The organism is Pseudomonas sp. No.117 (assembly GCF_054558395.1).
The window spans coordinates 144,504-169,943 of record NZ_BAAJNP010000005.1 but is presented as its reverse complement, the minus strand read 5'-3'; the positions used below and the strand labels follow the sequence as shown (position 1 = coordinate 169,943).

At 68.2% G+C, this 25,440-nt stretch carries 23 protein-coding genes and 1 other RNA gene; 19 read left to right on the top strand and 5 right to left on the bottom strand.

What is annotated here, in order from left to right; genetic code table 11:
- Positions 1-2 precede the first annotated feature (2 nt).
- The 10 genes from ACYJP6_RS13535 (at position 3) to ACYJP6_RS13490 (ending at position 10,778) form a co-directional block, all read left to right on the top strand.
- Positions 3-1,124, top strand: coding sequence for a glycoside hydrolase family 1 protein (locus ACYJP6_RS13535; protein ID WP_459475527.1), 1,122 nt, complete (start codon positions 3-5; stop codon positions 1,122-1,124).
- Positions 1,121-2,887, top strand: a complete 1,767-nt coding sequence (locus tag ACYJP6_RS13530) for an ABC transporter ATP-binding protein (RefSeq protein WP_459475526.1) — start codon at positions 1,121-1,123, stop codon at positions 2,885-2,887. Before ACYJP6_RS13535 ends, ACYJP6_RS13530 begins: the two co-directional genes overlap by 4 nt.
- Before the next feature lie 100 nt (positions 2,888-2,987).
- An RNA gene (gene ffs / locus ACYJP6_RS13525) (signal recognition particle sRNA small type) lies at positions 2,988-3,084 on the top strand.
- A gap of 181 nt (positions 3,085-3,265) precedes the next feature.
- Complete coding sequence (locus tag ACYJP6_RS13520; RefSeq protein WP_459475525.1) at positions 3,266-3,547, top strand: hypothetical protein; 282 nt, start codon at positions 3,266-3,268, stop codon at positions 3,545-3,547.
- Positions 3,548-3,723: 176 nt separating this feature from the next.
- Positions 3,724-5,715: a DNA polymerase III subunit gamma/tau gene (gene dnaX, locus ACYJP6_RS13515; protein WP_459475524.1), complete on the top strand. Its 1,992-nt coding sequence runs from the start codon at positions 3,724-3,726 to the stop codon at positions 5,713-5,715.
- A 33-nt stretch (positions 5,716-5,748) separates the two neighbouring features.
- The gene (locus ACYJP6_RS13510; RefSeq protein ID WP_007162246.1) at positions 5,749-6,075 is read left to right on the top strand and encodes a YbaB/EbfC family nucleoid-associated protein; all 327 of its coding nucleotides are present in this window, start codon (positions 5,749-5,751) and stop codon (positions 6,073-6,075) included.
- Positions 6,076-6,137: 62 nt separating this feature from the next.
- Positions 6,138-6,737: a recombination mediator RecR gene (recR, locus tag ACYJP6_RS13505; RefSeq protein WP_459475523.1), complete on the top strand. Its 600-nt coding sequence runs from the start codon at positions 6,138-6,140 to the stop codon at positions 6,735-6,737.
- Positions 6,738-6,841: 104 nt separating this feature from the next.
- Positions 6,842-7,351 carry a sigma-70 family RNA polymerase sigma factor gene (locus tag ACYJP6_RS13500; protein WP_459475522.1) on the top strand — a complete coding sequence of 170 codons (510 nt, stop codon included), beginning with the start codon at positions 6,842-6,844 and terminating at the stop codon, positions 7,349-7,351.
- Entirely contained in the window at positions 7,348-8,280 is a 933-nt protein-coding gene (locus ACYJP6_RS13495; protein ID WP_459475521.1) for a DUF4880 domain-containing protein, read from the top strand. The genes ACYJP6_RS13500 and ACYJP6_RS13495 overlap by 4 nt, the downstream gene beginning before the upstream one ends.
- 80 nt (positions 8,281-8,360) lie before the next feature.
- Complete coding sequence (locus ACYJP6_RS13490; RefSeq protein WP_459475520.1) at positions 8,361-10,778, top strand: TonB-dependent siderophore receptor; 2,418 nt, start codon at positions 8,361-8,363, stop codon at positions 10,776-10,778.
- Between the two features lie 38 nt (positions 10,779-10,816).
- On the opposite strand, the gene fnr is transcribed toward ACYJP6_RS13490, so the two are convergent.
- Positions 10,817-11,548: a fumarate/nitrate reduction transcriptional regulator Fnr gene (gene fnr, locus ACYJP6_RS13485; protein ID WP_459475519.1), complete on the bottom strand. Its 732-nt coding sequence runs from the start codon at positions 11,546-11,548 to the stop codon at positions 10,817-10,819.
- Positions 11,549-11,611: 63 nt separating this feature from the next.
- A complete protein-coding gene (hemN, locus tag ACYJP6_RS13480) occupies positions 11,612-12,994 on the bottom strand; it encodes an oxygen-independent coproporphyrinogen III oxidase (protein WP_459475518.1) in 1,383 nt (460 codons plus the stop codon).
- Positions 12,995-13,106: 112 nt separating this feature from the next.
- On the opposite strand from hemN, the gene ACYJP6_RS13475 reads away from it, so the two are divergent.
- Positions 13,107-13,754 (top strand): alpha/beta family hydrolase, encoded by a 648-nt coding sequence (locus ACYJP6_RS13475; RefSeq protein WP_459475517.1) that lies wholly within the window; start codon positions 13,107-13,109, stop codon positions 13,752-13,754.
- Here ACYJP6_RS13475 and ACYJP6_RS13470 read toward each other — a convergent pair.
- On the bottom strand, positions 13,751-15,319 hold the full coding sequence (locus ACYJP6_RS13470) for a rhodanese-related sulfurtransferase (protein ID WP_459475515.1): 1,569 nt from the start codon (positions 15,317-15,319) through the stop codon (positions 13,751-13,753). The two genes, ACYJP6_RS13475 and ACYJP6_RS13470, sit on opposite strands and share 4 nt — an antisense overlap.
- A complete protein-coding gene (locus ACYJP6_RS13465; protein WP_459475514.1) occupies positions 15,316-15,918 on the bottom strand; it encodes a cysteine dioxygenase family protein in 603 nt (200 codons plus the stop codon). Before ACYJP6_RS13465 ends, ACYJP6_RS13470 begins: the two co-directional genes overlap by 4 nt.
- Before the next feature lie 253 nt (positions 15,919-16,171).
- Here ACYJP6_RS13465 and ACYJP6_RS13460 point away from each other — a divergent pair, with 253 nt between their 5' ends.
- From ACYJP6_RS13460 to ACYJP6_RS13430, 7 genes are all read left to right on the top strand, one after another.
- A complete protein-coding gene (locus ACYJP6_RS13460; protein WP_459475513.1) occupies positions 16,172-16,951 on the top strand; it encodes a class II aldolase/adducin family protein in 780 nt (259 codons plus the stop codon).
- Complete coding sequence (locus ACYJP6_RS13455; protein ID WP_459475512.1) at positions 16,948-17,901, top strand: ABC transporter substrate-binding protein; 954 nt, start codon at positions 16,948-16,950, stop codon at positions 17,899-17,901. Before ACYJP6_RS13460 ends, ACYJP6_RS13455 begins: the two co-directional genes overlap by 4 nt.
- Positions 17,902-17,906: 5 nt before the next feature.
- A complete protein-coding gene (locus ACYJP6_RS13450; RefSeq protein WP_459475822.1) occupies positions 17,907-18,872 on the top strand; it encodes an ABC transporter substrate-binding protein in 966 nt (321 codons plus the stop codon).
- Between the two features lie 241 nt (positions 18,873-19,113).
- Complete coding sequence (locus tag ACYJP6_RS13445) at positions 19,114-20,142, top strand: ABC transporter substrate-binding protein (RefSeq protein ID WP_459475511.1); 1,029 nt, start codon at positions 19,114-19,116, stop codon at positions 20,140-20,142.
- Between the two features lie 62 nt (positions 20,143-20,204).
- Positions 20,205-21,047 (top strand): MetQ/NlpA family ABC transporter substrate-binding protein, encoded by an 843-nt coding sequence (locus ACYJP6_RS13440; RefSeq protein WP_459475510.1) that lies wholly within the window; start codon positions 20,205-20,207, stop codon positions 21,045-21,047.
- Complete coding sequence (locus tag ACYJP6_RS13435) at positions 21,044-22,138, top strand: methionine ABC transporter ATP-binding protein (protein WP_459475509.1); 1,095 nt, start codon at positions 21,044-21,046, stop codon at positions 22,136-22,138. Before ACYJP6_RS13440 ends, ACYJP6_RS13435 begins: the two co-directional genes overlap by 4 nt.
- Entirely contained in the window at positions 22,131-22,784 is a 654-nt protein-coding gene (locus tag ACYJP6_RS13430; RefSeq protein WP_145011181.1) for a methionine ABC transporter permease, read from the top strand. Before ACYJP6_RS13435 ends, ACYJP6_RS13430 begins: the two co-directional genes overlap by 8 nt.
- Here the strand turns inward: ACYJP6_RS13430 and ACYJP6_RS13425 are convergent.
- Positions 22,781-23,794, bottom strand: a complete 1,014-nt coding sequence (locus ACYJP6_RS13425; protein WP_459475507.1) for a GntR family transcriptional regulator — start codon at positions 23,792-23,794, stop codon at positions 22,781-22,783. The two genes, ACYJP6_RS13430 and ACYJP6_RS13425, sit on opposite strands and share 4 nt — an antisense overlap.
- A gap of 284 nt (positions 23,795-24,078) precedes the next feature.
- On the opposite strand from ACYJP6_RS13425, the gene ACYJP6_RS13420 reads away from it, so the two are divergent.
- Complete coding sequence (locus tag ACYJP6_RS13420) at positions 24,079-25,434, top strand: amidase family protein (protein WP_459475505.1); 1,356 nt, start codon at positions 24,079-24,081, stop codon at positions 25,432-25,434.
- Positions 25,435-25,440: the final 6 nt, after the last annotated feature.

Genomic DNA, 25,440 nt, shown 5'->3' with positions numbered 1-25,440 from the left:
CGATGACCCCCGACGCCCCGTTCCAGAGTTTCTTCATGGCCGGTTTCGAATGCTCCTGCCACCGCCGGGCCGATGGTCGGCGGCTGGACCTGCTCGCCAGCACCGCCCACGACCGCTGGGCGGCGCAGGACTATGACGCCGTGGCGGCCCAGGGCCTGCGTACCGTGCGGGACGGCATCCGCTGGCACCTAGTAGAAACCCAGCCGGGGCACTACGACTGGGCGAGCGTCCTGCCGCAACTCCGGGCGGCGCAAGCGGCCGGCGTCCAGGTGATCTGGGACCTCTGCCACTACGGCTGGCCCGATCACCTGGATATCTGGCGCCCGGCCTTCGTCGAGGCCTTCGCCCGCTTCGCCGCGGCCTTCGCCCGGCTGTTGCGGGAGGAGGGCGAGACCCAGCCGTGCCTTGCGCCCATCAACGAGATCTCCTACTGGGCCTGGGCCGGGGGCGACCAGGGACTGTTCAATCCCACGGCCCGCGGACGCGGCCAGGAACTCAAGCACCAGCTGGTCCGGGCCAGCATCGCTGCCATCGAGGCGATTCGTGCCGAGCTGCCCGGTACCCGCTTCGTCGCGGTCGACCCGCTCATCAACGTGGTGGCTCGCCGCCCCGAGCAACGCGAGGTGGCCGAGGCCCACCGCCAGGCCCAGTTCGAGGCCTGGGACCTGCTCAGCGGCCGCCAGTGGCCGGGCCTGGGCGGTCGCCCCGAGTACCTGGACATCCTCGGCCTGAATTACTACTCGGACAACCAGTGGTATCTCGGCGGTGGCACCCTGGCGCCGGAAGATCCGGCCTATCGACCGTTGCAGGGCATCCTGGCGGAAGTCCACCAGCGTTACGGTCGCCCGCTGCTGATCGCCGAGACCGGCGCGGAAGGGCCGCTGCGGGCGAGCTGGCTGCACTACGTCGCCGATCAGGTCGGGCGCGCCATGCGCCAGGGCGTGCCGGTGCAGGGCATCTGTCTCTATCCGGTGCTCGACTATCCCGGTTGGAACGATGACCGTCTCTGTCCCACCGGGCTGTTCGGCATGGCCGATGGGGCAGGGCGGCGCATCCTCTATGCGCCGCTCGCCGAGGTCTTGCAGCGGCATCGCCAAAGCCTGGAAGGCAGGAGTCCTGCATGAAGGCGTCCACTCGACGTGAGCGCCGACGGGCCGAGTGGCCTCTGCCGGAGCGGGTCGGCGCCTTCCTCTGGCGCTATGTCCGCCTGCGGCCCTGGCATTTCGGCGGCCTGCTGGTGCTGGTGATAGGGGCGGCGACCTGTGCGGTGGCGGTGCAGTACGGCATGAAGCTGCTGGTCGATGCCATGGCCGATCCCGGACACCGCGCCCAGGTATGGAGTCCGTTCTGGCTGTTCATCTCGCTGATCGTCCTGGAAAACCTGTTCTGGCGCTGTGGCGGCTGGCTCGGTTGCCGCACGGTAGTGGCCAGTTGCGCGGACATGCGCGTCGACCTGTTCCGCTACCTCACCGGGCACCCGATGCACTATTTCGCCCAGCACTTCGCCGGGGCCCTGGGCAATCGGGTCTCCGCCACCGGGACCGCCGCGGGTGCCATCTATGGCGGCCTGGCCTGGAAGATCATGCCGCCCTGCGTCGACTTTATCGGCGCGGTGGTGGTGCTCTGCACCGTGGATCTGCGCATGGCCGCAGCGCTGGTCGCCTTCGTGGTGATCGTGGCCCTGGTGATCACCACCTTCGGCATCCGCGGGCGGGCGCGGCATCAGCGCTTCGCCGCCCAGTCGGCCCGGGTCAGCGGCGAGCTGGTGGACCTGGTGCAGAACGTCTGGACCATCAAGGCCTTTTCGGCACGGGAGCGCGAGGTGCAGCGCTTCGCCCAGGCGGTGGGCGTGGAAGCCCGCGCCCAAAGGCGCAGCTGGATGCACCTGGAGAAGGCGCGGGTGCTGCACGACACCTGCCTGTCGCTGATGGCCGGTGGCATGCTGGCCTGGGCCATCGCCCTCTGGACCCGCGGCGGCATCACTGCGGGCGACGTGGTCATGGTTAGCGCCCTGACGTTTCGCATCCTGCACGGCTCCCGGGATCTGGCCCTGGCGCTGGTGGACACCACCCAGCAACTGGGCGCCATCGGCGAAACCCTCCGCATCCTCATCCAGCCGCACGCCCAGAGCGACGTCGAGCGGCCACTGGTGCAGGCGCGCGGTGCCCTGCGCTTCGAGGGGGTGCACTATCGTTATCCCGATGGTCGCCAGGTGTTCCAGGGCTTGAGTCTGCAGGTGCCGGCCGGGCAGAAGGTCGGGTTGGTCGGCCCCTCGGGGGCGGGAAAATCCACCCTGATCGGCCTGCTGCAGCGCCTCGACGATGTGCAACTGGGCCAGATCCGCATCGACGGCGAGGACATTCGTTCGGTCAGCCAGGACAGCCTGCGCCAGCGCATTGCCGTAGTGCCCCAGGAAACGGCGCTGTTCAATCGCAGCATCCGCGAGAACATCCGCTATGGCCGCCCCGAGGCCAGCGACGCCGAGGTGGAGGAGGCCGCTCGCCATGCCTACTGCGACGACTTCATCCGCCAGTTGCCCCAGGGCTACGACACCCCGGTCGGCGAGCGCGGGGTGCTGCTGTCCGGTGGCCAGCGCCAGCGCCTCGGCATCGCCCGAGCCTTTCTCAAGGATGCGCCCATCCTCATCCTCGACGAGGCGACCTCGGCGCTGGACAGCCACTCCGAGACGGTCATCCAGCGGGCGCTGCTGGAGTTGATGGAAGGGCGCACCGTGCTGGCGGTGGCCCACCGGTTGTCGACCCTGAGCGGCTTCGACCGCATCCTGGTGCTGGAGCATGGGGTCATCGTCGAAGACGGTCCACCGCAGCGGCTGCGCGAGGAAGAGGGCAGATTCGCCGCGCTCTGGGAATTGCAGGCCGCCCAGTAGCGAGCCCCTCGTGGCGGCTAAGTCCTTGTATGGCTTGCAACTTCGCCTCAACCGCGTAGAATGGCGCACCTCACCTCAGGGTGAGGCGTTATGGTGGCTCTGTCGGTCCCCCCGCAACGATCAACCGTGAACCCGGTCAGGCCCGGAAGGGAGCAGCCGCAGCGGTGATGTCGTGTGCCGGGGTGTGGCTGGCGGGGCCACCTCCATTTCTGCCCCCCGCTTTTCCCACTTCTTCCGTTCGTCCCTTCCCCAGCTCCTTTCGTGCCTGCGAACTCCTTAGCGCAGTAAAGAGTGACGAACTGCACTGTTTGCGAGCATGGCTCCGTGCCATCATGCGCCCTGCATCATCACTGCTGGACCCAGGTCCAAGGAACCCTCGTGAAGAACGGACTCGAAAGCGCAGGACGCGCCCTCAGCTACGGCCTCCATCCCTACCGCGTCGATTGCCGACGCGAAAGCGAAGCGACGCTGATCGCCCACATCTACCATCCCAGCGAGCCGCTGCTGTTGATCAGGTTCACCCTGAGCAACGAAGAGGCGAACAACCCCTTCAAGATGAACGCCACCGTGGCCGGGCTGCGCGCCCAGCTGGATGCCCTGGCGGCCTATGTCTCCAGCGTCGTGCTGGCCGACGGCGAAGACCACTGCCTGCGTGCCTGACGCCACGCGGGCTCGCCCCGCGCGGGGCCTGATCGCTTGAAACCACCCCGGGTCGCCCTCATCTAGGCGGGTAGGCGAAAGAACCGCGGTGTGGCCCCGGGGTGACACCGCGGGATGCATTCGCCGCCCCTCTTCGTTAGCATGTGCTCCCCCAGTCTTCTCCTGATCAGGTCTCGATGAGTTACCAGGTTCTTGCGCGCAAATGGCGCCCGCGGTCCTTCCGCGAAATGGTCGGCCAGACCCATGTGCTCAAGGCGCTGATCAACGCGCTGGACAACGAGCGGCTGCACCACGCCTATCTTTTCACCGGCACCCGCGGGGTGGGCAAGACCACCATCGCGCGGATCCTGGCCAAGTGCCTGAACTGCGAGACCGGCATCAGCTCTACGCCCTGCGGTACCTGTTCGGTCTGCCGCGAGATCGACGAAGGCCGTTTCGTCGACCTCATCGAGGTGGACGCCGCCAGCCGCACCAAGGTGGAAGACACTCGCGAGCTGCTGGAGAATGTGCAGTACGCACCGTCCCGCGGCCGCTATAAGGTGTACCTCATCGACGAGGTGCACATGCTCTCTACCCACAGCTTCAACGCCCTGCTCAAGACGCTGGAAGAGCCGCCGCCCCACGTCAAGTTCCTGCTCGCCACCACCGATCCGCAGAAGCTGCCGGTCACCATCCTCTCGCGCTGCCTGCAGTTCGCCCTGAAGAACATGCCGCCGGAGCGCGTCGTCGCGCACCTGCAGCAGGTCCTGGCGGCGGAAAGCATCCCCTTCGAGGACGATGCCCTCTGGCTGCTGGGTCGCGCGGCCGACGGCTCCATGCGCGATGCCATGAGCCTGACCGACCAGGCGATCGCCTTCGGCGAGGGTAAAGTGCTGGCCGCCGACGTGCGCGCCATGCTCGGTACCCTCGACCATGGTCAGGTCTACGACGTCCTCCAGGCGCTGCTGGAAGGGGATGGCCGCGCCGTGCTGGACGCGGTGCGCCACCTGGCCGAACAGGGACCCGACTGGAGCGGGGTGCTGGCCGAACTGCTCAATGTGCTGCACCGGGTGGCCATCGCCCAGGTGCTGCCCGATGCGGTGGACAATGGCCAGGGTGATCGCGAGCGGGTGCTGACCCTGGCGCAGACCCTGCCGGCGGAAGACGTCCAGTACTACTACCAGCTTGGCCTGGTGGGGCGGCGTGATCTGCCGCTGGCGCCGGATCCGCGTCATGGCTTCGAGATGGTGTTGCTGCGCATGCTGGCCTTCCGGCCGGCAGGTGTGGCCCTTCCCGAGCGGCCGGCATTAAAGACGACGGGAGCCAGCCCGGCCACGGCTGACTCCGACACGCGTCCGGTGGCCGCGGCGGCTCCCGTGGCGCCGGCACCTGCGCCCGCGCCCAAGGCGGAGGCCGCACCCATTCCCGCACCGTCGCCTCCAGTTAATACCACCCCTGAAGAGGCGCCGGTCGATCTTCCCTGGGAGGAGCCTGCCCCCGCGGCGGTCAAGCCGACTCCGGCTCCGGCTCCGGCTCCGGTCGAGCGGCCCAGCCCGGCTGCCGTCCAGGCGGCGCCGAGCGCGCTGCCCACGCCGCGCGTGGAGGCTACGCCCGCGGCGACGATGATCGCCGAGCTGCCGGCGGACACCTCCGGTGACGATCTGGACGGTGACGAAGAGCCGCCGCCGGCCGAGGATTACTACGAGGTGGGGCTGGACGACTACCTCGACAGTCTCGGTGAACCCGCCGCCGACGAGGTCGCCGTAGTCCCGGCGCCTGCGGTACAGCCGGCGACCGGTCTGGCCGCCGACTGGCAGGCGCTGTTTCCCGAGCTGAAGCTGGGCGGCCTGACCGCCAGCATCGCCGCCAACTGCACCCTGGTAGCGGTGGAAGGCGATCGCTGGCACCTGCACCTGGATCCGGCGCAGAGTGCGCTGTTCAACGCCAACCAGCAGCGGCGCCTCAACGATGCGCTGAACCAGCAGCAGGGACGTACCATTACGCTCGAGGTGACCATCCAGACCCCCGAGCAGGAGACGCCTGCCCAGGCCGCCGCCCGGCGCCGGGCGGAGCGTCAGCGGCAGGCGGAACAGTCCATCCAGGACGATCCGCTGATCCGCCAGATGATTCAACAGTTCGCCGCCACGGTGCGCGCGGGTACCATCGAGCCGGTCGACACCCAAGCCTGACCGGCTTCCAACTCATAGTTCGAGGTAGCAGACATGATGAAAGGTGGCATGGCCGGCCTGATGAAGCAGGCCCAGCAGATGCAGGAAAAGATGCAGAAGATGCAGGAAGAGCTGGCGAACGCCGAAGTGACCGGTCAATCCGGCGCCGGCCTGGTCAGCGTCGTCATGACTGGCCGGCACGACGTCAAGCGCGTCAGCCTGGACGACAGCCTGATGCAGGAAGACAAGGAAATTCTCGAAGACCTGATCGCCGCCGCGGTGAACGATGCCGTGCGCAAGATCGAGCAGAACAGCCAGGACAAGATGTCCGGCATGACCTCCGGCATGCAACTGCCGCCCGGCTTCAAGATGCCCTTCTAGAAGAGGCTTGCTACGGGTGCCCCCAAGCACCCGTTTTCTTTCGCTCTCCCATACGGTAGTCCATGAGCTTCAGTCCCCTGATTCGCCAATTGATCGATGCGCTCCGGGTCTTGCCCGGCGTCGGCCAGAAGTCCGCCCAGCGTATGGCCCTGCAACTGCTCGAGCGTGAGCGCCAGGGCGGCCTGCGCCTGGCCAGCGCCCTCAGCGCGGCCATGGAAGGGGTAGGCTACTGCCGCCAGTGCCGTACCCTGAGCGAGGACGAGATCTGCGGTTTCTGCGCCGATACCCGGCGCGATGACAGCATCCTCTGCGTGGTGGAAGGCCCCATGGACGTCTTCGCCGTGGAGCAGACCGGCTACCGTGGGCGCTACTTCGTGCTCAAGGGACACCTGTCGCCCATCGACGGCCTGGGCCCGGACGCCATCGGCGTGCCCGAGCTGGAGCGGCGTGTCAGCGAAGGTGGCTTCACCGAAATGATCATCGCCACCAACCCCACGGTGGAAGGCGAGGCGACCGCCTACTACATCGCCCAGTTGCTGGCACCCAAGGGGCTGATCATCTCGCGGATCGCCCATGGCGTGCCCCTGGGTGGCGAACTGGATCTGGTCGATGGTGGCACCCTGACCCACGCCTTCGCCGGGCGCAAGCCGATTAGTCTCTAGCGCGACCCGGTCTCCAGGCAAAGGCTCTGGAGCACCGACAAGCCTGTATCTCGTGATCGAGAAGCATTATCATTATCGGAAGTCAGCTGCTTCCGAGGATGGTGATGCAGACGCTCGAGTCCGACCGGCACGGACATATCCGGACCCTTTATCTCGACCACCATGGTTGGTTGCGCGAGCGCCTCCACCGGCGGTTGGGTTGCCTTGGGCAGGCGGCCGATCTTGCCCAGGACACCTTCCTGCGCCTCCTGGCCCGGGAGGGCGAGCTGCAACCTCTGCGTGAGCCGCGCGCCTTCCTGGCGACCGTCGCCCAGGGGCTGCTGGCCAATCACTGGCGGCGCCAGGCGTTGGAGCGAGCCTATCTCGAGGCGCTCGCCGCCCGTCCGGAAGAGGTGCAGCCCTCGCCGGAGGCCCAGGCGCTGATCCTGGAAACCCTCACCGAACTCGATGCCTTGCTCGACCGCCTGCCGAGCCGGGTACGGCAGGCCTTCCTGCTGGCGCAACTGGAAGGTCTTACCTATGCCGTCATCGCCGAGCGCCTGGGCGTGTCGGAGCGGATGGTCAAGAAGTACATGGCCCAGGCCATGTTGCATTGCCTGGAGCTGGTGTCTTGACGGCCCTGGGGCGTGATCCCGCGGTGCCCCTGGAAGAGGCTGCCCACTGGTTCGCCGAGCTGGCCGCCGGAGAGGTCGACCCTGCGACCCGGAGGGCCTGGGAGCGCTGGCTGCAGGCGGATCCGCGGCACGGCGTGGCCTGGGCCCGGGTGGAGGAAATCAGCGCGCGTTTCTCCGGGCTGCCCGTGTCGGGGCGGATAGCCCTCGCCCGGCGCGAGACCCTGGAGCGGCGCCGGGCACTCAAGGTGCTCGGCCTGGTGCTCGGCGGCCTGGCGCTGGGCTGGAATCGAGGCGATGACTGGCGGCTGGGGCAGGGCGCCGACCTGAGCACGGCGGTCGGCGAGATCCGCGCCTTCGACCTGGCTGCCGGGGTGCGGGTCTGGCTCAACACCGATAGCCAGCTGGCCCATGAGGAGGCCCCGGATGGCTGGCGCCTGCTGCGGGGCGAGGCGCTTTTCGAAGGCCAGCGCGGGGCCGCGCCACTGACCCTGGAGACCGTGGCCGGCAGGGTACGGCTGGGGGCGGGCTGCTGTGGTATCCGTAGTCGCGAGGAGGGTGTGGAGGTGGCGGCCTATGCCGGGGCCTTCCAACTCTTTCCGCGTCAGGCGCGTTCCCAGACCCTGGCCGAGGGCGCACGGGTTTTGCTGACCCCCGGCGCGGTGCTCCCCCTGGGGCGCGCCGATCCCGGCCGTAAGCTGTGGCGGCAGGGGCGGCTGGTGGTGGATGACTGGCCGTTGGCGGCGCTGGTGGCGGAGTTGGGGCGCTATCGTCCCGGCCTGCTGAGCTGCGCCGCCACGGTCGCCGACCTGCGGGTGGTGGGCAGCTATCCCTTGGATGATACCGATCGCGCCCTGGTAGCCCTGGCCGACAGCCTGCCGGTGCGGGTGGAGCGGCGCCTGCCCTGGTGGGTGCAGATCGTACCGGCCTGAAAAAAAGCTGGGCGGGCGGTTCCCCTTTCGCGAACTCGCGGGGCTTAGGGGGGACAAGGATCCCCACTATCGAGGCACCCATGCAGCGTTCTTCCCGCTTCACCCTCCATCCTCTTCGCCGTGCGGCGCGCGCCTTCGCCCTGGCGCTACCGCTCGGGATGACTGGCCTGGCCGCGCCCCTCGGGGTCCTTCAGGCCGCTCCCCTGGCCCAGGAGTACCGTATCGCCCCGGGCAGCCTGGCGACGGTCCTCAGCACCTTCGCCGCCCAGAGCCAGGTGCTGCTGTCGGCACCGGCCCAAGGCCTGGAAGGCCGCCGCAGCCCCGGGTTGCAGGGGCGCTATTCGCCGGCCGAGGGCTTCCGGGAAATCCTCCAGGGCAGCGGCTGGCAGGCGGCGCGCCAGGCGGACGGCAGCTATCGGCTGGAAGCCGCGGCCGCGGCGGGGGTGACCTCCTTGAGCGACACCACGGTCACCGGCTTCAGCCTGGGCAATGCCCTGGGCGAGACGGACGGCTACCTGGCGACCCATAGCGATGTGGCGACCAAGACCAGCAAGTCGTTGCTGGAAACCTCCCAGGCGGTCTCGGTGGTCACCCGCGAGCAGATCGACGACCAGGGTGCCAAGACCGTCCAGCAGGCCATGAGGTATACCCCGGGCATCTTCACCGGCCAGGTCGGGGCGTCCAATCGCTACGACTATGTGGTGATGCGCGGCTTCGCCGACAACAGCGTCGACAATGTCTTCCTCGATGGCCTCAAGACCATGGGTGACAGCGGCACCTTCAGTTCGCTGCAGGTGGATCCCTACTTCCTCGAGCGCATCGACGTGGTGAAGGGGCCGGCCTCGGTGCTCTATGGTCGCAGCCTGCCAGGCGGCCTGGTGGCCCTGACCAGCAAGCAGCCGCTGTACCAGCCCTATCACCAGGTGCAGGCGACGCTGGGCAATCTTGGCCAGCGCGGCGCGGGCTTCGATTTCGCTGGGCCGCTGGACGAGGAGGGGCGCATCGCCTATCGCCTGGTGGGGCTGGCCCAGCACAGCGATACCCAATTCGATCACGTGGAGGAAGAGCGCTATGCCCTGGCGCCGAGCCTGGCCCTGGACCTGAGCGACGCCACCACCCTGACCCTGCAGGCCTATCTGCAAAAGGATCCGGATGGCGGCTATCACAGCGGGGTGCCCGCCGAGGGTAGTCTCTACCGCCGCAATGGTCGCTATATCAGCAATCATTTCTTCGACGGCGAGCCGGACCACGACAAATTCGAGCGGACCCAGCAGATGGTCGGCTACCGGCTCGAACACAGATTCAACGACGTCTGGAGCGCCCGGCAGAATTTCCGCTACGCCAAGTCGCGGGTCGAGCTGGAGCAGGTCTATGGCTATGGTTACGTCGGGGACAGCAACCTGCTCAATCGCTACTACTCCGGCGGCCGCGAGAACCTGCACGCCTATACCCTGGACAACCTGGTACAGGCGGACTTCGACTGGGCCGGGACCCGCCACACCCTGCTCGCCGGCGTCGACTACCAGCGCCGCTGGACGCACGTGGACTGGCCCAGTGGCACGGCCGATCCGCTGGATGCCTTCGAGCCTAACTATGGCGGCCAGGTGACCCTGTACCCGGGCAGCGAGTATCGGCGCGAGCTGGAGCAGACCGGCGTCTACCTGCAGGATCTCATCGAGCTGGATCGCTGGCGCCTCTCCCTGGGGTTGCGCCAGGACTGGGTGAAGATCGGCATCGAGGATCGTACCCAGGGTACCGGCAGCAGCGAGCACCGTAGCCAGGCCAGCGGTCGCGCCGGGCTGCTCTATCTGTTCGACAACGGCCTGGCGCCTTACCTGAGCTATTCGACCTCCTTCAATCCCAACGCCTACAACGACGCCGCGGGTAATCCGCTGGAGCCCACCGAGGGCAAGCAGTGGGAGCTGGGCCTGAAGTACCAGCCGCCGGGCGGCGCCAGCTTCTACACCGCCTCGCTGTTCCATATCACCCAGGAAAACGTGGCGACCAAGTTGCCCCAAGAGGACTTCTATTCCTCGGTGGGCGAGATCCGCTCCCGTGGCCTGGAGCTGGAGGGCCATCTGCAACTGGCAGAGCGGCTCAAGCTGCTGGGCAGCTACACCTTCACCGACATCGAGTACACCCAGGCGCTGGACGGCACCCAGGGCAATACGCCGAACCAGGCGCCGCGGCACCAGGCCTCGCTGTGGGGGCAGTACGACCTGGCGGGGCCGCTGGCGGGCTTCAGCGTCGGCGCCGGGGCGCGCTACGTGGGGACCAGTTGGGCGGACAAGGCCAATACCCGGAAAGTACCGGCCTACACCCTGGTGGACGCCATGCTCGCCTACGACTTCACCCGGCTGGGATTGCCGGGGCTCACGGCGCGGGTCAATGCCAACAACCTCATGGGCAAGGACTATGTGGCGTCCTGCTACAGCCTGGATTTCTGCTACTTCGGCGAGGAGCGCAACGTGACCGCGACGGTCAGCTACACCTTTTAGGTGCTCGGGGTCCTGCCGCTCAGGCAGGACCCCTGGTCTCAGCCTTCCAGCTGGCCGCCGGCTAGGGCGCAGAGGCGGGCGGAATCGAGGATGCGCACCTCCTTGCCTTCGGCCGCCAACACACCGCTCTGCTGGAAGCGGGTGAACACCCGCGATACCGTTTCCACCGCCAGGCCGAGAAAGTTGCCGATCTCGTTGCGCGACATGCTCAAGCGGAATTGCTGGGCGGAAAAGCCGCGGGCATGGAAGCGCGCCGACAGATTGACCAGGAAGGTGGCGATGCGCTCGTCGGCACTCTTCTTCGACAGCAGCACCATCATCTGCTGGTCGTCGCGGATCTCCCGGCTCATCACCCGCAGCAGCTGCCGGCGCAGTTGCGGCAACTGCTCGGAGAGTTCGTCCAGGCGCTCGAAGGGGATCTCGCAGACGGTGGTGGTTTCCAGTGCCCGGGCTGACACCGGGTAGCGCTCGCTGTCCATGCCCGATAGCCCGACCAGTTCGCTGGGCAGGTGGAAGCCGGTGATCTGTTCCTCGCCGGCATCGCTCAGGCTGCTGGTGCGCAGGGCGCCGGAGCGCACCGCATAGACCGAGCCGAAGGTATCGCCCTGGCGGAACAGATAATCCCCCTTGGCCAGCGGCCGCCCGCGCTTGACGATCTGGTCGAGGGCATCGAGGTCTTTCAGATCGAGCGACAGCGGCAGGCACAGCGAGGCGAGGCTGCAATCCTTGCAATGGGCCTGGGCGGTGCGCAGCTTGAGGGGCTCGGTCATGGGGTCGGGTCGCTTCTCGTCTGGTTCCAAAAGTCTAACTTTAGCAGTCGTGGCAGGCATGGGTCATATCACCCGGGAAAAGCGCTGGGGGTCGCCGCCCGGCAGGTAGCGGTCGAACAGCATGCACAGGGCGCGGATTAGCAGCCGCCCTGGCGGCAGTACCTGGATGCCCCGCTCATCGAGGCGGATCAGACCGTCAGCGGCCATGGCCCTGAGTTGCGGCCAGGCGTCGGCGAAATACTGGCGGAAGTCCAGCTCGCAACTGCGTTCGATGGCGGCGAAATCCAGTTGGAAATGGCAGATCAGTTGGGCGATCACCGCGCCGCGGATGCGGTCGTCCTGCGAGCGGCGCAGGCCGCGGGCGATGACCAGTTCACCCTGGGCCAGGCGCTCCTGGTAGTGGGCGAGGTCCGGGCTGTTCTGGCAAAGCACCTCGCCGACCTGGCTGATGGCGGACACGCCCAGGCCCAGCAGGTCGCAGTGGCCGTGGGTGGTGTAGCCCTGGAAGTTGCGCTGCAGGGTACCGTCTTCCTGGGCGATGGCCAGGTCGTCGTCGGGCAGGGCGAAGTGATCCATGCCGATGTAGCGATAGCCGGCGGCACTCAGTAGCTCCACGGTGCGCTGCAGCATCTCCAGCTTGGCCGCGGGGGTGGGTAGCTCGCTGGCTTCTATGCGCCGCTGCGGCGGGAAGCGTTGCGGCAGGTGGGCGTAGTTGAACACCGACAGCCGATGGGGCTGCAGTTCCAGTACCCGCTCCAGGGTATGGGCGAAGCTGGCCGGGGTCTGCCGCGGCAGGCCGTAGATGAGATCCAGGTTGATGGAGCGGTAGTCGAGGGCGCGGGCGGCCTCGACCAGGGTGCGGGTGTCGTCGAAGGGTTGCAGACGGTTGACCGCCAGTTGTACCTGCAGATCCAGGTCCTGGACGCCGAAGCTGACCCGGTTGAAGCCCAGTTCGCGCAGCAGCCCCATGGTGCTCCAGTCGGCCTCGCGCGGATCGATCTCGATGGAATAGTCGCCGCGGTCGTCGTCGGCCAGGGTGAAGTGGCGGCGCAGGTCGGCCATCAATTCGCGCAGTTGCAGCGGATTGAGAAAGGTCGGGGTGCCGCCGCCCAGGTGCAGCTGTTCCACCCGCTGACCGCCGTCCAGGTGCCGGCTGGTGAGGGCCATCTCCTGGCGCAGGGCCTCAAGGTAGGCGACGCTGCGGCTGCGGTCCTTGGTGATGACCTTGTTGCAGGCGCAGTAGTAGCAGATGTTGGCGCAGAAGGGCACATGCAGGTAGAGCGACAGCGGGCGTCCGGCCTGGCGGCTCAGGCGCAGGGCACCGAGCAGGTCGAAGGGGCCGATGCCGTCGTGGAATTGCACGGCGGTGGGGTAGGAGGTGTAGCGGGGGCCGGCGCGATCGTAGCGGGCGATGAGGTCGGCGTCCCAGGCGAGGGCGGCTGTCATGCCGGGCTCCAATGGTTTCGAGGTGACCAGTGTGAGGGGCACGGTCCGAGCTTTATTGATCCAGATCAATGAACGCCGGGTTAAGCTCCGCGGCTTTGACGAGGAGTAGCCCATGGCAGGCGAGTTGTATCTCGGGAGCTTTCGCGAATGTCGCCCGGATGGCACGCCCCTGGCCACCCTGCTGCTGGCCCATGGCGCCGGGGCAGGGATGGACAGCCCCTTCCTGCAGCAGCTGGCCGAGGAGCTGGCGCGGCGCGACGTTCGCACCCTGAGGTTCGAGTTTCCCTACATGGCCCGGGCCCGCGCCGAGGGCAAGCGGCTTCCGCCGAATCCGGCGCCGGTATTGCTGGAGCACTGGCGGGCCGTGGTCGCCACCTGGCGTGCGGCGGAAAGCGGGCCGCTGTGGCTGGCGGGCAAGTCCATGGGCGGGCGGATGGCCAGTCTGCTGGCCGACGAGGTGGGGGCGGCCGGGCTGGTCTGCCTGGGCTATCCCTTCCATCCGGCCGGCAAGCCCGAGCGGCTGCGTACCGAGCACCTGGCGACCCTGGCCACGCCGACGTTGATCGTCCAGGGCGAGCGGGATGCCCTGGGCAACCGCGCGGAGGTGGCCGGTTATGCGCTGGCGCCGGCCATCGAGGTGCAATGGATCGCCACCGCGGACCATGACCTCAAGCCGCTCAAGAGCAGCGGCCTGAGTCAGGCCCAGGTGTTGGCGGACACGGCGGCCTGGATCGCCGCCTTCGTGCGGACCGGCGGCTAGATCACCCGGAAGCCGCTAGTGCCATCGCGCCGCAACTGCTCGACCAGGCCAAATTCCCAATCCAGGTAGGCCTGCATGGCCTCGCGCGGGGCGTCAGTACCCTCGTAGGGACGGCGATAGCGGTCACGGCGGCTCGACAGCAGGCGCGTCTCGCCGCTTTCCACTGGCAAGCCGGCAGCCAGCCAGGCCGCGGTGCCGCCCTCCAGCAGCAGGACGGGGCTATCGGTGCTGGCCTGGACATCGACGGCGGCGAAGGCGGCCAATTGGCCGCTGCCACAGGTGAAGACATAGCGCTCAGCCGGTGGCAGGGCGGCGGGTAGATCGGCGCGCAGCACCCAGGCCGCACCGGGGATATGGCGCTGCACGTAGTTGGCGCTGCCGGTGACGTCCAGCACCAGGGTGCCCGGTTCGGCCAGCAGTTCCTGCAGGCGGGTGACGGAGATGCGCTCCACCTGCCCAGGGGTGGGAGCGGGTGCCTGCCAGGGACCGGTGGCGCTCAGGGCTGCGGGCGGGATGTCATCCACCACCGCGACCTCCCAGCCCATCTGCGCGAGCCAGGAGGCGCTCATGTTGGCGCGCACGCCATCGTCGTCCACCAGGGCCAGGCGCGCCCCGCGTACCGGGGCGCTGTGGTCGGTCTCCTGTACCAGCTGGCCACCCGGGGTGGAGCGGGCGCCGGGGAGGTGGCCGGCGGCGAATTCCTCGGGGGTGCGCACATCGATCAGATAGTGGGTCCGCTGGGCATTGGCCCGCCAGGCGTCCAGCTCGGTGAAGGGCAGGCGGACGACACCGGCGCGGTCGGCCACTTGGCGGGCACGGGTGGCAGCGGTCGCCCGGGTCGCCGGGCTGACGTCGCCGAAGCGGCGTGCCTGGCCATGTTCCAATTGCTGCCCGGCCAGGGTCCAGCCGATGGTGCCGTTTCTCAGGGCGGCCACCGGATTGGGGATGCCGGCGTTGATCAGCGACTGGGCGCCGATCAGGCTGCGGGTACGACCGGCGCAGTTGACGATGACCCGCGTCCGCGGATCGGGTGCCAGCTCGGCGACGCGCAGTACCAGTTCGGCGCCCGGCACACTGACGCCACGGGGGATGCTCATGGTCTGGTATTCCTCGAAGCGGCGGGCGTCGAGGATCACCACGTCGGCGTCCTGATCCAGCAGCGCCTTGACCTTTTCGGCCGGTAGCGAAGGCGTATGGCGCCTAGCTTCCACCAGCTCGCCGAAGGCCTTGCTCGGTACGTTGACGTCGATAAACAGCTCGCCGCCGCTCGCCTGCCAACCCGCCAGTCCGCCTGCGAGCAGGGCCACATCGGTATAGCCCAGGGCCTGCAGACGCTCGGCGGCGCGTTCGGCCAGGCCTTCGCCATTGTCATAGAGGGTGATGGCGACGTCGCGGCGGGGCAGGCGCGACCAGGCCTCCAGTTCCAGGCGCGACAGCGGCAGGTTGGCGGCCCAGAGGGGATGGCCGGCGGCGAAGGGGTCTTCTTCGCGGACATCGAGCAGGGCGACTTCCGCGCCGGCGAGCAGGGCCTGGCGGATATCTTCGGGGCTGCGGAAGGCGGTCATGGCGTGGCGGTCTCCTGGGACAGGTCCCACAGGTTGGGCAGCTGGCGGTTGGTGTAGCCGGAGATGAAGGGCTTCTCCTGGCCATCGTCGGCGTAGACGGCGCGGCGCACGGCGCCGATGTTGCCGCCATAGACGTGGATGCTGATGGAGGTGCGGTCGGCGTAGGCGTTGCTGACCTGGTGGATGTCGCCTACCCGCGGCGATACCGCTTCCACCTGGCCCGGCTCCAGGCGTACGGGCGCGCCTTCTGGCAGCAGGCGGCCGTCGGGCGCGCGGGCGAAGCCTTGAGCGGTCTCGGCGCCGCGCAGCATGCCGATCAGGCCCCAGGTGCGATGATCGTGCACCGGGGTGGCCTGGCCCGGACCCCAGACGAAGCTCACCACGGAGAAGCGCTGGCGGGCATCGGCATGCAGCAGGTACTGGCTGTAGCGCTCCGGTCGGGGCTGGGCACACTCCTCGGGTAGCCAGTCGTCGTGGCGGACCAGCTCGCCGAGCAGGGCGGCGCCGCGCGCCAACAGCTCGGCTTCGGCGGGCTGCTCATCGACCAGGGTGGCGAGGTCGTGCAGGAAGAGGCGCAGGCGGTCGAGCCTAGGGGTCATGGCGGGCTCCGCGAAGGATGGCGGGTGGGTGTTGCGGGTCATTAAAGCAGGGCGGTGGCCTTCTTCCTTAGATCCATTGGTTCTGTGCTGAAAACCTAAAAATGCATATTGGAAAAACTTATATATTTGATGTGGGCATATTAGGTTATGCGTAATCGATATTTATCGATGGCGTCCAAGCAGGGTTAGGTTCTAAGCAGACCAGGGCAAGGCCCCTCGCCCTGGCCCCTTTTCCTGCTTTCGGAGCCCTTGCATGACCGCCTTCGTCCTCTCGCCCGCCAGCGTTCGCGCCCGGGTGTCCGCCGCCGAATGGGAGGCGCGGGTCAAGCTCGCCGCCGCCTACCGGCTGGCCGCCCGCGAACGCTGGACCGACCATATCTACACCCACTTTTCCCTGCGGGTGCCGGGGCCGGAGGCGCACTTCCTGATCAACCCCTTCGGCCAGACCTTCGACGAGATCACCGCGTCCTCGCTGGTGAAGGTGGATATCGACGGCGAGATCGTCCTCGACCCCACGGGCTTCGGCATCAATCCGGCCGGCTACGTGATCCATAGCGCCATCCACCGGGCCCAGCCCGAGACCCATGCGGTGCTGCACACCCACACGGCTGCCGGCATCGGGGTCTCCGCCCAGCGCGGCGGGCTGCTGATGATTTCCCAGCATGCCATGAGGTTCTTCGGCCGCCTGGCCTATCACGGCTATGAGGGCGTGGCCCTGGATCTGGACGAGCAAAGCCGGCTGGTGGCCGACCTCGGTCCGCACCAGGCTATGATCCTCTGCAATCACGGACTGCTCACCGCTGGCCAGAGCCTGGAGGAAGCCTTCTGGCACCTCTATTACCTGGAGCGCTCCTGCTCCGCGCAGTTGGCGGCCCAGAGTGGCGGGGCCGAGCTGGTGATAGCGCCCGACGCCGTCGCGCAGAAGGTCAGCGATCTCATCCCCGGCAACCTGGCGCGCGGTGCCCATGTCCGTCATTGGGAAGCCGCGGTGCGTCAGCTGGAGCGACACGAAGGTCGGGAGTACGCGCAATGAAGCGACTGCTCGCCACCCTGGGCCTGGCCTTCCTGCTGGGGCAGGCCCAGGCGGCGCCGGATCTCTCCGGGGTGACCCTGGTGCTGGGCGACCAGGCCCGCGGCCTGCGCGCCATGATGGAGGCCGCCGGGAGCCTCGACGGGGCGTCTTACCAGTATCGCTGGGCCAACTTCCAGGGCGCCGCGCCACTGTTCGAGGCCCAGCGCGTCGGCGCGGTGGATACCTCCTATGCCGGTGACCTGCCGGTGCTGATGGCCGCCTCCGGGGGCGTGCCGCTCAAGCTCATCGCCACCAATGTCGGCTTTCCCCAGGCCAACGGCCTGCTGGTACAGAAGGATTCGCCGATCCGCTCGGTGCGGGATCTCAAGGGGCATACCGTGGTGGTGTCCTCGGCCAAGGGCAGCATCTCCCAGCATCTGCTCTATGCCGCCCTGGAAGAGGCAGGGCTCAAGCGCGAAGACGTCACGGTCAAGTTCGTGCTGCCTACCGATGCCAGCGCCGCCTTCAATGCCGGGCAGATCGAGGCCTGGGCCACCTTCGATCCCTATCTCGGCATCGCCGAGCAGCACGGTGCCCGGCTGCTGCGCGACGGTGAGGGGCTGACCACCGCCCTGGGCTTTCTGACCGCCACCTCGGCCTCCCTGGAAGATCCGGCCAAGCGTGCCGCCATCGCCGATTTCGCCGGTCGCCTGGCCCAGGCACGGGCCTGGGCGGTGGCCCATCCGCAGGATTACGCCCGCATCTATGCCGAGCTGACCCGCCTGCCGGAAGGCGCCGCGGCGGCCATCTCGGCGCGGACCTCCCATGGCCTGCGCCCCGTACAACCGACTGATGTCGCCGCGGTACAGAAGGTGGCCGATCTGTTCAGCCAGCTCCAGGTGCTGCCCAAGCCGGTCGATGTCGCCGCCCTGGCCGATGCCAGCGTCTTCACCCAGGAACCCACGCCATGACCCTCATCCGCCGTACCCTGCTGGCGCTACCGCTGCTGCTCGCCGCCAGCGCGGCCCTGGCCGCGGAGACCCTCACCCTGCGCATCGCCGACCAGAAGGGCAACATGCGCGCCCAGCTGGAAGCCGCCGACGGCCTGCGCGACCTGCCAGGCTATCGCATCCAATGGGCGGAGTTTCCCGCCGCCGCGCCCCTGGCCGAGGCGCTCAATGCCGGCGCGGTGGACGCCGGCATCATCGGCGACGGCCCCTTGCTGTTCGCCCTGGCGGCCGGGGCACCGGTGAAGGCCATCGCCGTGGACAAATCCGATCCCTATGGCACGGCGGTGATCGTGCCCCAGAACTCGCCGCTGCGCTCGGCGGCCGATCTCAAGGGCAAGCGCATCGCCACCGGCCGCGGCTCCATCGGTCATTACATTGCTCTCAAGGCGCTGGATTCGGTGGGCTTGACCGCCCAGGACGTGAGTTTTCGCTTCCTTGGCCCGGTGGACGCCAAGATGGCCCTGGCCAACGGCTCGGTCGACGCCTGGGCGACCTGGGAGCCCTATACCGCCCAGGCCGAGCAGGTGGACGGCGCCCGGGTGCTGGTCAATGGCCGCGGCCTGTGGGCCGGCAACAGCTTCCTCGCCGCCACCGACACGGCCCTGGCCGATCCGGCCCGGCGCGCGGCGCTGCAGGACTATCTCGACCGCCTCGCCGCCGCGCAGCGCTGGGGCTATACGCATCTGGACAGCTATGCCAAGACGCTGGCGCAGATCATTGGCTTTCCTGAGGCGGTGGCGCGATTGCAGTTCGAGCGGCGCAAGCTGCATTGGGAGCCCATCGATGCCCAGGTGGTGACCGACCAGCAGGCGGCGGCCGACTTCTACCACCGCAGCGGCCTGATCCCGCAGCGGCTGGATGCCCAGGCGACCTTCGCCCAGGGTTTCCGGGTGGCCAAGCCGGACGCGTCGCGGCAGGCGGTGCGGGAGTAGGGGTGTGCCAGAGGGATAGCGCGCGGTGTTGGGCTTCGCTGTGCTCAGCGCCAACCTACGGTGATGGGTGAGAGCCCGGAGTAGGGTGGACGGCGGGGTGCCCCCTCTCCCTTTGGGAGAGGGCTGGGGTGAGGGAAAAGCCACACCGACACTCGACCTATCCATATAACCCTTACTTATTTCAAAAAATCCCAACACCCTCAGTAGGCTATAAGCCAAATCCATGGATGAGCGCTCCACGATGCCCCTACGTCTTCCCTTCACCCGCCGTCCCCTCGCCCTGGGGCTCGCCGCCAGCCTGCTCACCGGGCTGGTCGCCGCGCCCCAGGCCGCCCAGGCCGAGGGCACCCTGCGCATTTCCGAGCAGTTCGGCGTCGTCTACCTGCTGCTGCACGTGGCACGTGACCAGGGGCTGATCGAGAAGCACGGCAAGGAGGAGGGCGTCGACATCAAGGTCAGCTGGACCAAGCTCTCCGGGGGCGCGGCGGTGAACGAGGCGGTGCTCTCCGGTGCGGTGGATGTCGGCTCGGCCGGGCTCGGCCCGCTGTTGACCCTTTGGGATCGCACCCACGGCCGGCAGAACGTAAAGGCGGTGGCCGGCCTCGGCGCCTTCCCCTACTACCTGGTGACCAACAATCCGGCGGTGAAGACCCTGGCCGACTTCACCGCCAAGGACCGCATCGCCGTGCCGGCAGTCAATGTCTCGGTGCAGTCGCGTTTCCTGCAATACGCCGCCGCCCAGGCCTTCGGCGAGAAGAACTGGAATCGCCTGGATCCCCTGACCGTCGCGGTGCCGCATCCGGATGCCACCGCCGCGGTGATCTCCGGGGGCACCGAGATCAACAGCCACTTCGCCAACCCGCCGTTCCAGGACCAGGAGCTGGCCAGCGGCAAGGCACACAGGGTGCTGAGTTCCTATGACGTGCTGGGTGGCGCCAACTCGCCGACCCTGGTGTTCGTCACCGAGAAATTCCGCCAGGACAATCCCAAGACCTACAAGGCCTTCCGTGAGGCGCTGACCGAGGCCGGGCAGATCATCGCACGGGACAAGGCCGCCGCCGCCCGTACCTACGTGAAGGTGGAGAACTCCAGGCTCGATCCGGCGCTGATCCAGAAGATCATCGAGAGCCCCGAGGTCAACTTCGACACCGCGCCGCAGAACACCCTGAAGCTGGCGGAATTCATGTACCGCATCGGTGCCATCCGCAACCAGCCCAGCTCCTGGCAGGACTACTTCTTCGTCGACACGCCCGACCAGAAGGGCAGCTGATCCTTTTCCCTACGGGTTCCACCGGACCACCGGACGAGCCCTCGACACCTCGAGGTCTCCCCATGGCTATTCCCCCGATTTTCCAGCGCCTGGCCCTGCTCCTGGCGAGCGGTGCCCTGGTGCTGTCCGCCCAGGCTGCCGAACCCCAGAAGATTCGCCTGGGCATCAACGACAGTCCGCAGAACGCCGCCCTGGAGCGCGCCGCCGAAGTCGCCCGGGAACAGGGCGTGGAGGTGGAGATCGTCGCCTTCAGTGACTGGAACACCCCGAACCTGGCGCTCGCCCACGGCGACATCGACGTCAATTACTTCCAGCACCAGCCCTTTCTAGAGAACGCCAACGCCCAGAACGGCTATGGCCTGGTGCCCATCGCCTATGGCGTGGAGAACAAGGTCGGGCTCTATTCCAAGCGGGTGAAGAGCTTCGCCGAGGTGCCGGACGGCGCCACCGTGGCGGTGGCCGACGATCCGGTCAACCAGGGGCGCGGACTGCAGCTCTATGCTCGTGCCGGCCTGATCCAGCTCAAGCCCGACGCCGGGCCCAAGGCCAGCCTGCAGGACATCATCGCCAATCCCAAGCACCTGAAATTCATCGAGTTGCCCGGTCCGCAACTGGCGCGGGTGCTGGACGACGTGACCCTGGCGCAGAGCTATCCCTCGCACATCCTCGCCGCCGGCACCACGGATCCGGGCAGCGCTCTGTTGTTCAGCGACGACGAGGCCAATGGTCACCTCTATGCCCTCCGGTTCGTGACCCAGCCGGCCAAGGCCAAGGATCCGGCGATCCTCACCTTCATCCAGGTATTCCAGAACGATCCGCGGGTGCGCGAGGCCATCGCCAAGGCCTATGGCAATCCGCAACTCTACAGCCTGGCCTGGCTGAACCGCCAGGAGGCCGCACGATGAGCAATGCCGTGCGGAAAACACTGGAGCCGCAAACGCCGGCCGAACCCCAGGCCGTCGCAGCCCGGGAGCACCTGCGCCTGAGCGGGGTGCAGAAGGTCTATACCGGCGGCGCGGTGCCCGTCACCGCCCTGGCGGACATCGACCTGTCCATCGCCCGCGGCGAGATCTTCGGCATCATCGGCCGGAGCGGCGCCGGCAAGTCCAGCCTGATCCGCACCCTCAATCGCCTGGAGGACGTCAGCGCCGGCCAGGTGCTGATCGACGGCGTCGACATCGGCACCCTGGGCGGCAGTCAGCTCGTCGCGCTGCGCCGCCGCATCGGCATGATCTTCCAGCACTTCAACCTGCTGGCTTCCCAGACGGTACTGGAGAACCTGGCCCTGCCGCTCAAGGCGGCCGGGTTTCGCCGTGACGAGATCGAGGCGCGTGCCCGGGAACTGCTGGAGCTGGTGGGCCTGCAAGGCAAGGAGCAGGTCTACCCCTCGCGCCTTTCCGGGGGCCAGAAGCAACGAGTGGGCATCGCCCGCGCCCTGATGCTCAAACCCGAGATCCTGCTGTGCGACGAGGCCACCTCGGCGCTGGATCCCGAGACCACCCAGTCGATCCTGGCGCTGCTGCAGGACATCAATCGCCGCCTGGGTCTGACCATCGTGCTCATCACCCACGAAATGGCGGTGATCCGCCAGATCTGCGACCGGGTGGTGGTGCTGGAGCACGGGCGCATCGTCGAGCAGGGGCCGGTGTGGCAGCTGTTCGGTGCGCCCCGGGCCGAAGCCACCCAGGCGCTGCTGGCCCCGCTGGCCGCCCAGTTGCCGGCGGACCTCGCCCGGCAGCTCGGCAGCAGCCGCCAGCCGGGGGCCCGGGCGGTGTTGGAACTCCACTACGACGGCCAGGGCGTGGAGCCCGACTTCCAGGCGCTGGGCCAGGCCCTCGGCGCGCCGGTGGAGCTGCTGCACGGCGGCATCGACCGGATCCAGGGCCATGCCCTGGGCCGCTTGCTGGTGGCCACCAGTGCGCCCGAGCGGCGCCTGGCCACCTTCCTGGACCAGGACGGGCTGTTCGCCCGGGCGGAGGTGCTGGGTTATGTCTGAGTTCATGCTCAAGGCGCTGTGGAAGGCCTTTCTCGATACGCTGACCATGGTCAGCGTATCGGCGGCCATCGTCTGGTTCGCCGGCATCGCCCTGGCGGTGGTGCTGGTCACCACCGGGCGCGGCGCCATCTTCGCCGCGCCCACCCTCAACCGGGTGCTGGGCACGGTGATCAACGCCTTCCGCGCCACGCCCTTCATCATCCTGCTGGTGGCGCTGATCCCGCTGACGCGGCTGATCACCGGCACCACCATCGGCGTCTGGGCGGCGGTGGTGCCCATCACCCTCAGCGCCACGCCCTTCTTCGCCCGCATCGCCGAGGTCAGCCTGCGCGAAGTCGGCGGCGGGGTGATAGAAGCGGCCCAGGCACTGGGTTGCGAGCGCCGCCACATCGTCTTCAACGTGCTGCTGCCCGAGGCCCTGCCGGGGATCATCGGCGGCTTCACCGTGACCCTGGTGGCCATGATCGGCGCCTCGGCCATGGCTGGCGCCATAGGCGCCGGTGGCCTCGGCGACCTAGCGATCCGCTACGGCTACCAACGCTACGACACCCAGGTGATGGCCGTGGTGATCGCCATCCTGGTGGTGCTGGTGTGCGGTATCCAGTTCATCGGCGACCGCTACGTGCGGCACCTGCGGGCGCGTTAGCTCAGGCGTGTGAGATAGGGCGGCAGTTCCGGGTCGGCGAGCACCGACAGCACCTTGAGCCGTTGCAGGGTGCGGTCGCGCCCGCGCAGCAGGTGATTGCGCAACTGGCTGGCGGCCGACTCGGGGCTGCCCACCAGCAGGGACTCCAGCACCAGGCGGTGCTCCACCAGTACCGCCTCGTCCAGCGGCGTACCGAGCGACTGGTGGAAGATGCGCGACACGTTCAGCGGGCTCTGGCTGTGGGTGATCAGCTGGGCCAGCTTGCGGTTGCGCAGACCTGACAGGCAGCGGCCATGCAGGTCCGCCTCGATCCGCTCCACGGCGGCCCAGGAGGAGGGCGCCGGCTGGCCGGCCAGCGCCTCCAGGCGTTCGAGCATGGCCAGCAGCTCCGCGCGCGGCAGCCCGGGTGCGGTCTGCAGCAGCGCCTCGGGTTCCAGCAGCGCGCGGATCTCGTAGTCGTCGCGGATGGCCTGGGCGGTGAGGGGGCCGGCCAGCCACTGGCCATAGGGCTCCTTTTCCACCAGGCCGCGATCGCGCAGGCGCATCAGGGCTTCGCGCACCACACTGCGGCTGACCCCCAGGTGGTCGGCGGCTTGCTGCTCGTCCAGGCGGAAATGGCCGAAGAGCATGGCATGGCTGACGCAGGCGGCGATCTCGTCGCCGACCCGCTCACCCAGGGAACGGGTGTCGATCAGCGCCTCGTCATCGTCCAGCCCCAGCAATTGCCGGGTCAGCGGTTGGCGCTGGGGTTCGCCCGCGGTACCGGCCGGATCGATCAGATAGCCACGGCCTTCGAAGCGGCGGATCAGGCCCTCATCCTGCAGCAGCGTCAACGCCTGGCGTACCGGCACCCGGCTGGTACCGAACAGCTGGGCCAGGGGCGCTTCCACCAGCACCAGCCCCGGCGCCGCCCGCCCCGCCAGGATGGCTTCGCGCAGGGTGCTGCGGATCATCACGTAGCGCGCGGCGGTACGGCTGTCATCGGTGGGGGCGGGGACTTCTGCCGACATCAGGGGCCTTCCGAGGGGGAGATGAGAATTGTGGCACAGGCCAGCGGGCTTTCGCGCGTTACCGGGCTGGCAGGCCCCGCGCACGGTAACGGGGCGGGCGTTACTTCTTTGCACAAAAATGGATCTATTTAATTTAAGTACATTTTTACTTTCAGGGCTTTTGGCTGCGCGGGGTGCCTGGAAGTGCCAAGCCGCGCGCGCTTTTCAGCTATCGCTGCAAAACTGGCACAAAGCCTGCTCTGTTAAACGTATCTATTTATAAAATATACGTTTAAGGAGGGGTCGTGGCACCATCCCAAGCCCTGGCACTGGATGCGGTTGGTCTCGGGGAGGCCTATGCCGCCGGTACCCTCGATCCCTTGACGGTGTTCGAGGCGTGCCTGGCGCGCGCCCAGGCGTCTGCGGCGGTATTCATCACCCTGACGGCGGAACGGGGTCGCGCCGAGGCCCTGGCTGCGCGGGAGCGCTGGCGGTTCGGCACCCCTCGGTCGCCGCTGGACGGGGTACCCCTGGCCTGGAAGGACCTGTTCGATCTGCAGGGTGAGGTCACCACCTGTGGCGCCGAGCTGCGGCGTTTCGCGCCGCCGGCCGAGCGCGATGCCGAGCTGGTGCAGCGCCTGGGCCAGGCCGGCCTGGTCAGCCTGGGCAAGCTCAATCTCAGCGAGTTCGCCTATTCGGGCGTGGGCCTCAATCCTCACTTCGGCACGCCCGCCAATCCGTGCGTGCGCGGCGAGGTGCGCATTCCCGGGGGCTCCTCGTCGGGCTCGGCGGTGGCCGTCGCCGCGGGCATCGTGCCTCTGGCGCTGGGCACCGACACCGCCGGCTCGGTGCGCCTGCCAGCCGCGCTCAACGGCCTGGTCGGCTATCGCCCCAGCCTGGGCCGCTATCCGGCCGCCGGCATCTTTCCGCTGGCCGCTTCCTATGACGTCCCTGGCCCGCTGGCGCGCAGCCTGCGCGATGTACGGCTGCTGGATCGGTTGCTGGTGGGCGGCGCCGAGCGCGCCTTGCCGGCGGCGAGCGCCGTGCGCCTGGTGCTGGACCTGAGCGTGCTGGAAGACGCTCGGGTGGAGCCGGCCGTGCGGGCCAATCTGCTGGCCGCCGCCGAGCGCTTGGCCAACGCCGGGGTGACGGTGGAGCGCCGCACCCGTACGGTCTTCGCCGAGGCCCTGGATGTTCTCGCCGAAGAGGGCTGGCCAGGCGCCCAGGAAGCCTTTGAGCTACATCGCGCGCTGCTCGACAGTCCCCTGGCCATGCGGCTGGACCCGCGGGTGCGCCACCGCCTGGAGCGGAGCCGCGGGCTGCCGCCCGAGCGGGCGGTGGGTCTGCGGCAACGCCGGGATGAGTTGCGCGCGCGCTTCGCCGTGGAATTCGCCGATGCCGTGCTGCTGGTGCCCACCGTGAGCCGGGTGGCGCCGCCACTGGCGCCGCTAGCAGCCGACGCTGAGCTCTTCGCCGCCACCAACCTGGAACTGCTGCGCCTGACCATGGCCGGCAGCCTGCTCGGTGCGCCCGGGGTGTCCCTGCCCAGCGGCCGAGATGACCAGGGCTTGCCCACCGGCCTGCTGCTGGTGGCTCCGGCCGTGACGGACGAACGCCTGCTCGATACCGCCAGCGTGGTGGAAGCCCTGCTCGACGCCTGACGTTCC

Coding starts and splice junctions, on each gene's coding strand:
- ACYJP6_RS13535 (WP_459475527.1), top strand. CDS start 3: ATGACCCCCGACGCCCCGTTCCAGAGTTTCTTCATGGCCGGTTTCGAA.
- ACYJP6_RS13470 (WP_459475515.1), bottom strand. CDS start 15,319: ATGACCGCCTTCCGCAGCCCCGAAGATATCCGCCAGGCCCTGCTCGCC.
- ACYJP6_RS13435 (WP_459475509.1), top strand. CDS start 21,044: ATGAGCAATGCCGTGCGGAAAACACTGGAGCCGCAAACGCCGGCCGAA.
- ACYJP6_RS13530 (WP_459475526.1), top strand. CDS start 1,121: ATGAAGGCGTCCACTCGACGTGAGCGCCGACGGGCCGAGTGGCCTCTG.
- ACYJP6_RS13490 (WP_459475520.1), top strand. CDS start 8,361: ATGCAGCGTTCTTCCCGCTTCACCCTCCATCCTCTTCGCCGTGCGGCG.
- hemN (WP_459475518.1), bottom strand. CDS start 12,994: ATGACAGCCGCCCTCGCCTGGGACGCCGACCTCATCGCCCGCTACGAT.
- ACYJP6_RS13510 (WP_007162246.1), top strand. CDS start 5,749: ATGATGAAAGGTGGCATGGCCGGCCTGATGAAGCAGGCCCAGCAGATG.
- recR (WP_459475523.1), top strand. CDS start 6,138: ATGAGCTTCAGTCCCCTGATTCGCCAATTGATCGATGCGCTCCGGGTC.
- fnr (WP_459475519.1), bottom strand. CDS start 11,548: ATGACCGAGCCCCTCAAGCTGCGCACCGCCCAGGCCCATTGCAAGGAT.
- ACYJP6_RS13460 (WP_459475513.1), top strand. CDS start 16,172: ATGACCGCCTTCGTCCTCTCGCCCGCCAGCGTTCGCGCCCGGGTGTCC.
- ACYJP6_RS13440 (WP_459475510.1), top strand. CDS start 20,205: ATGGCTATTCCCCCGATTTTCCAGCGCCTGGCCCTGCTCCTGGCGAGC.
- ACYJP6_RS13475 (WP_459475517.1), top strand. CDS start 13,107: ATGGCAGGCGAGTTGTATCTCGGGAGCTTTCGCGAATGTCGCCCGGAT.
- ACYJP6_RS13425 (WP_459475507.1), bottom strand. CDS start 23,794: ATGTCGGCAGAAGTCCCCGCCCCCACCGATGACAGCCGTACCGCCGCG.
- ACYJP6_RS13430 (WP_145011181.1), top strand. CDS start 22,131: ATGTCTGAGTTCATGCTCAAGGCGCTGTGGAAGGCCTTTCTCGATACG.
- ACYJP6_RS13445 (WP_459475511.1), top strand. CDS start 19,114: ATGCCCCTACGTCTTCCCTTCACCCGCCGTCCCCTCGCCCTGGGGCTC.
- ACYJP6_RS13455 (WP_459475512.1), top strand. CDS start 16,948: ATGAAGCGACTGCTCGCCACCCTGGGCCTGGCCTTCCTGCTGGGGCAG.
- dnaX (WP_459475524.1), top strand. CDS start 3,724: ATGAGTTACCAGGTTCTTGCGCGCAAATGGCGCCCGCGGTCCTTCCGC.
- ACYJP6_RS13500 (WP_459475522.1), top strand. CDS start 6,842: ATGCAGACGCTCGAGTCCGACCGGCACGGACATATCCGGACCCTTTAT.
- ACYJP6_RS13465 (WP_459475514.1), bottom strand. CDS start 15,918: ATGACCCCTAGGCTCGACCGCCTGCGCCTCTTCCTGCACGACCTCGCC.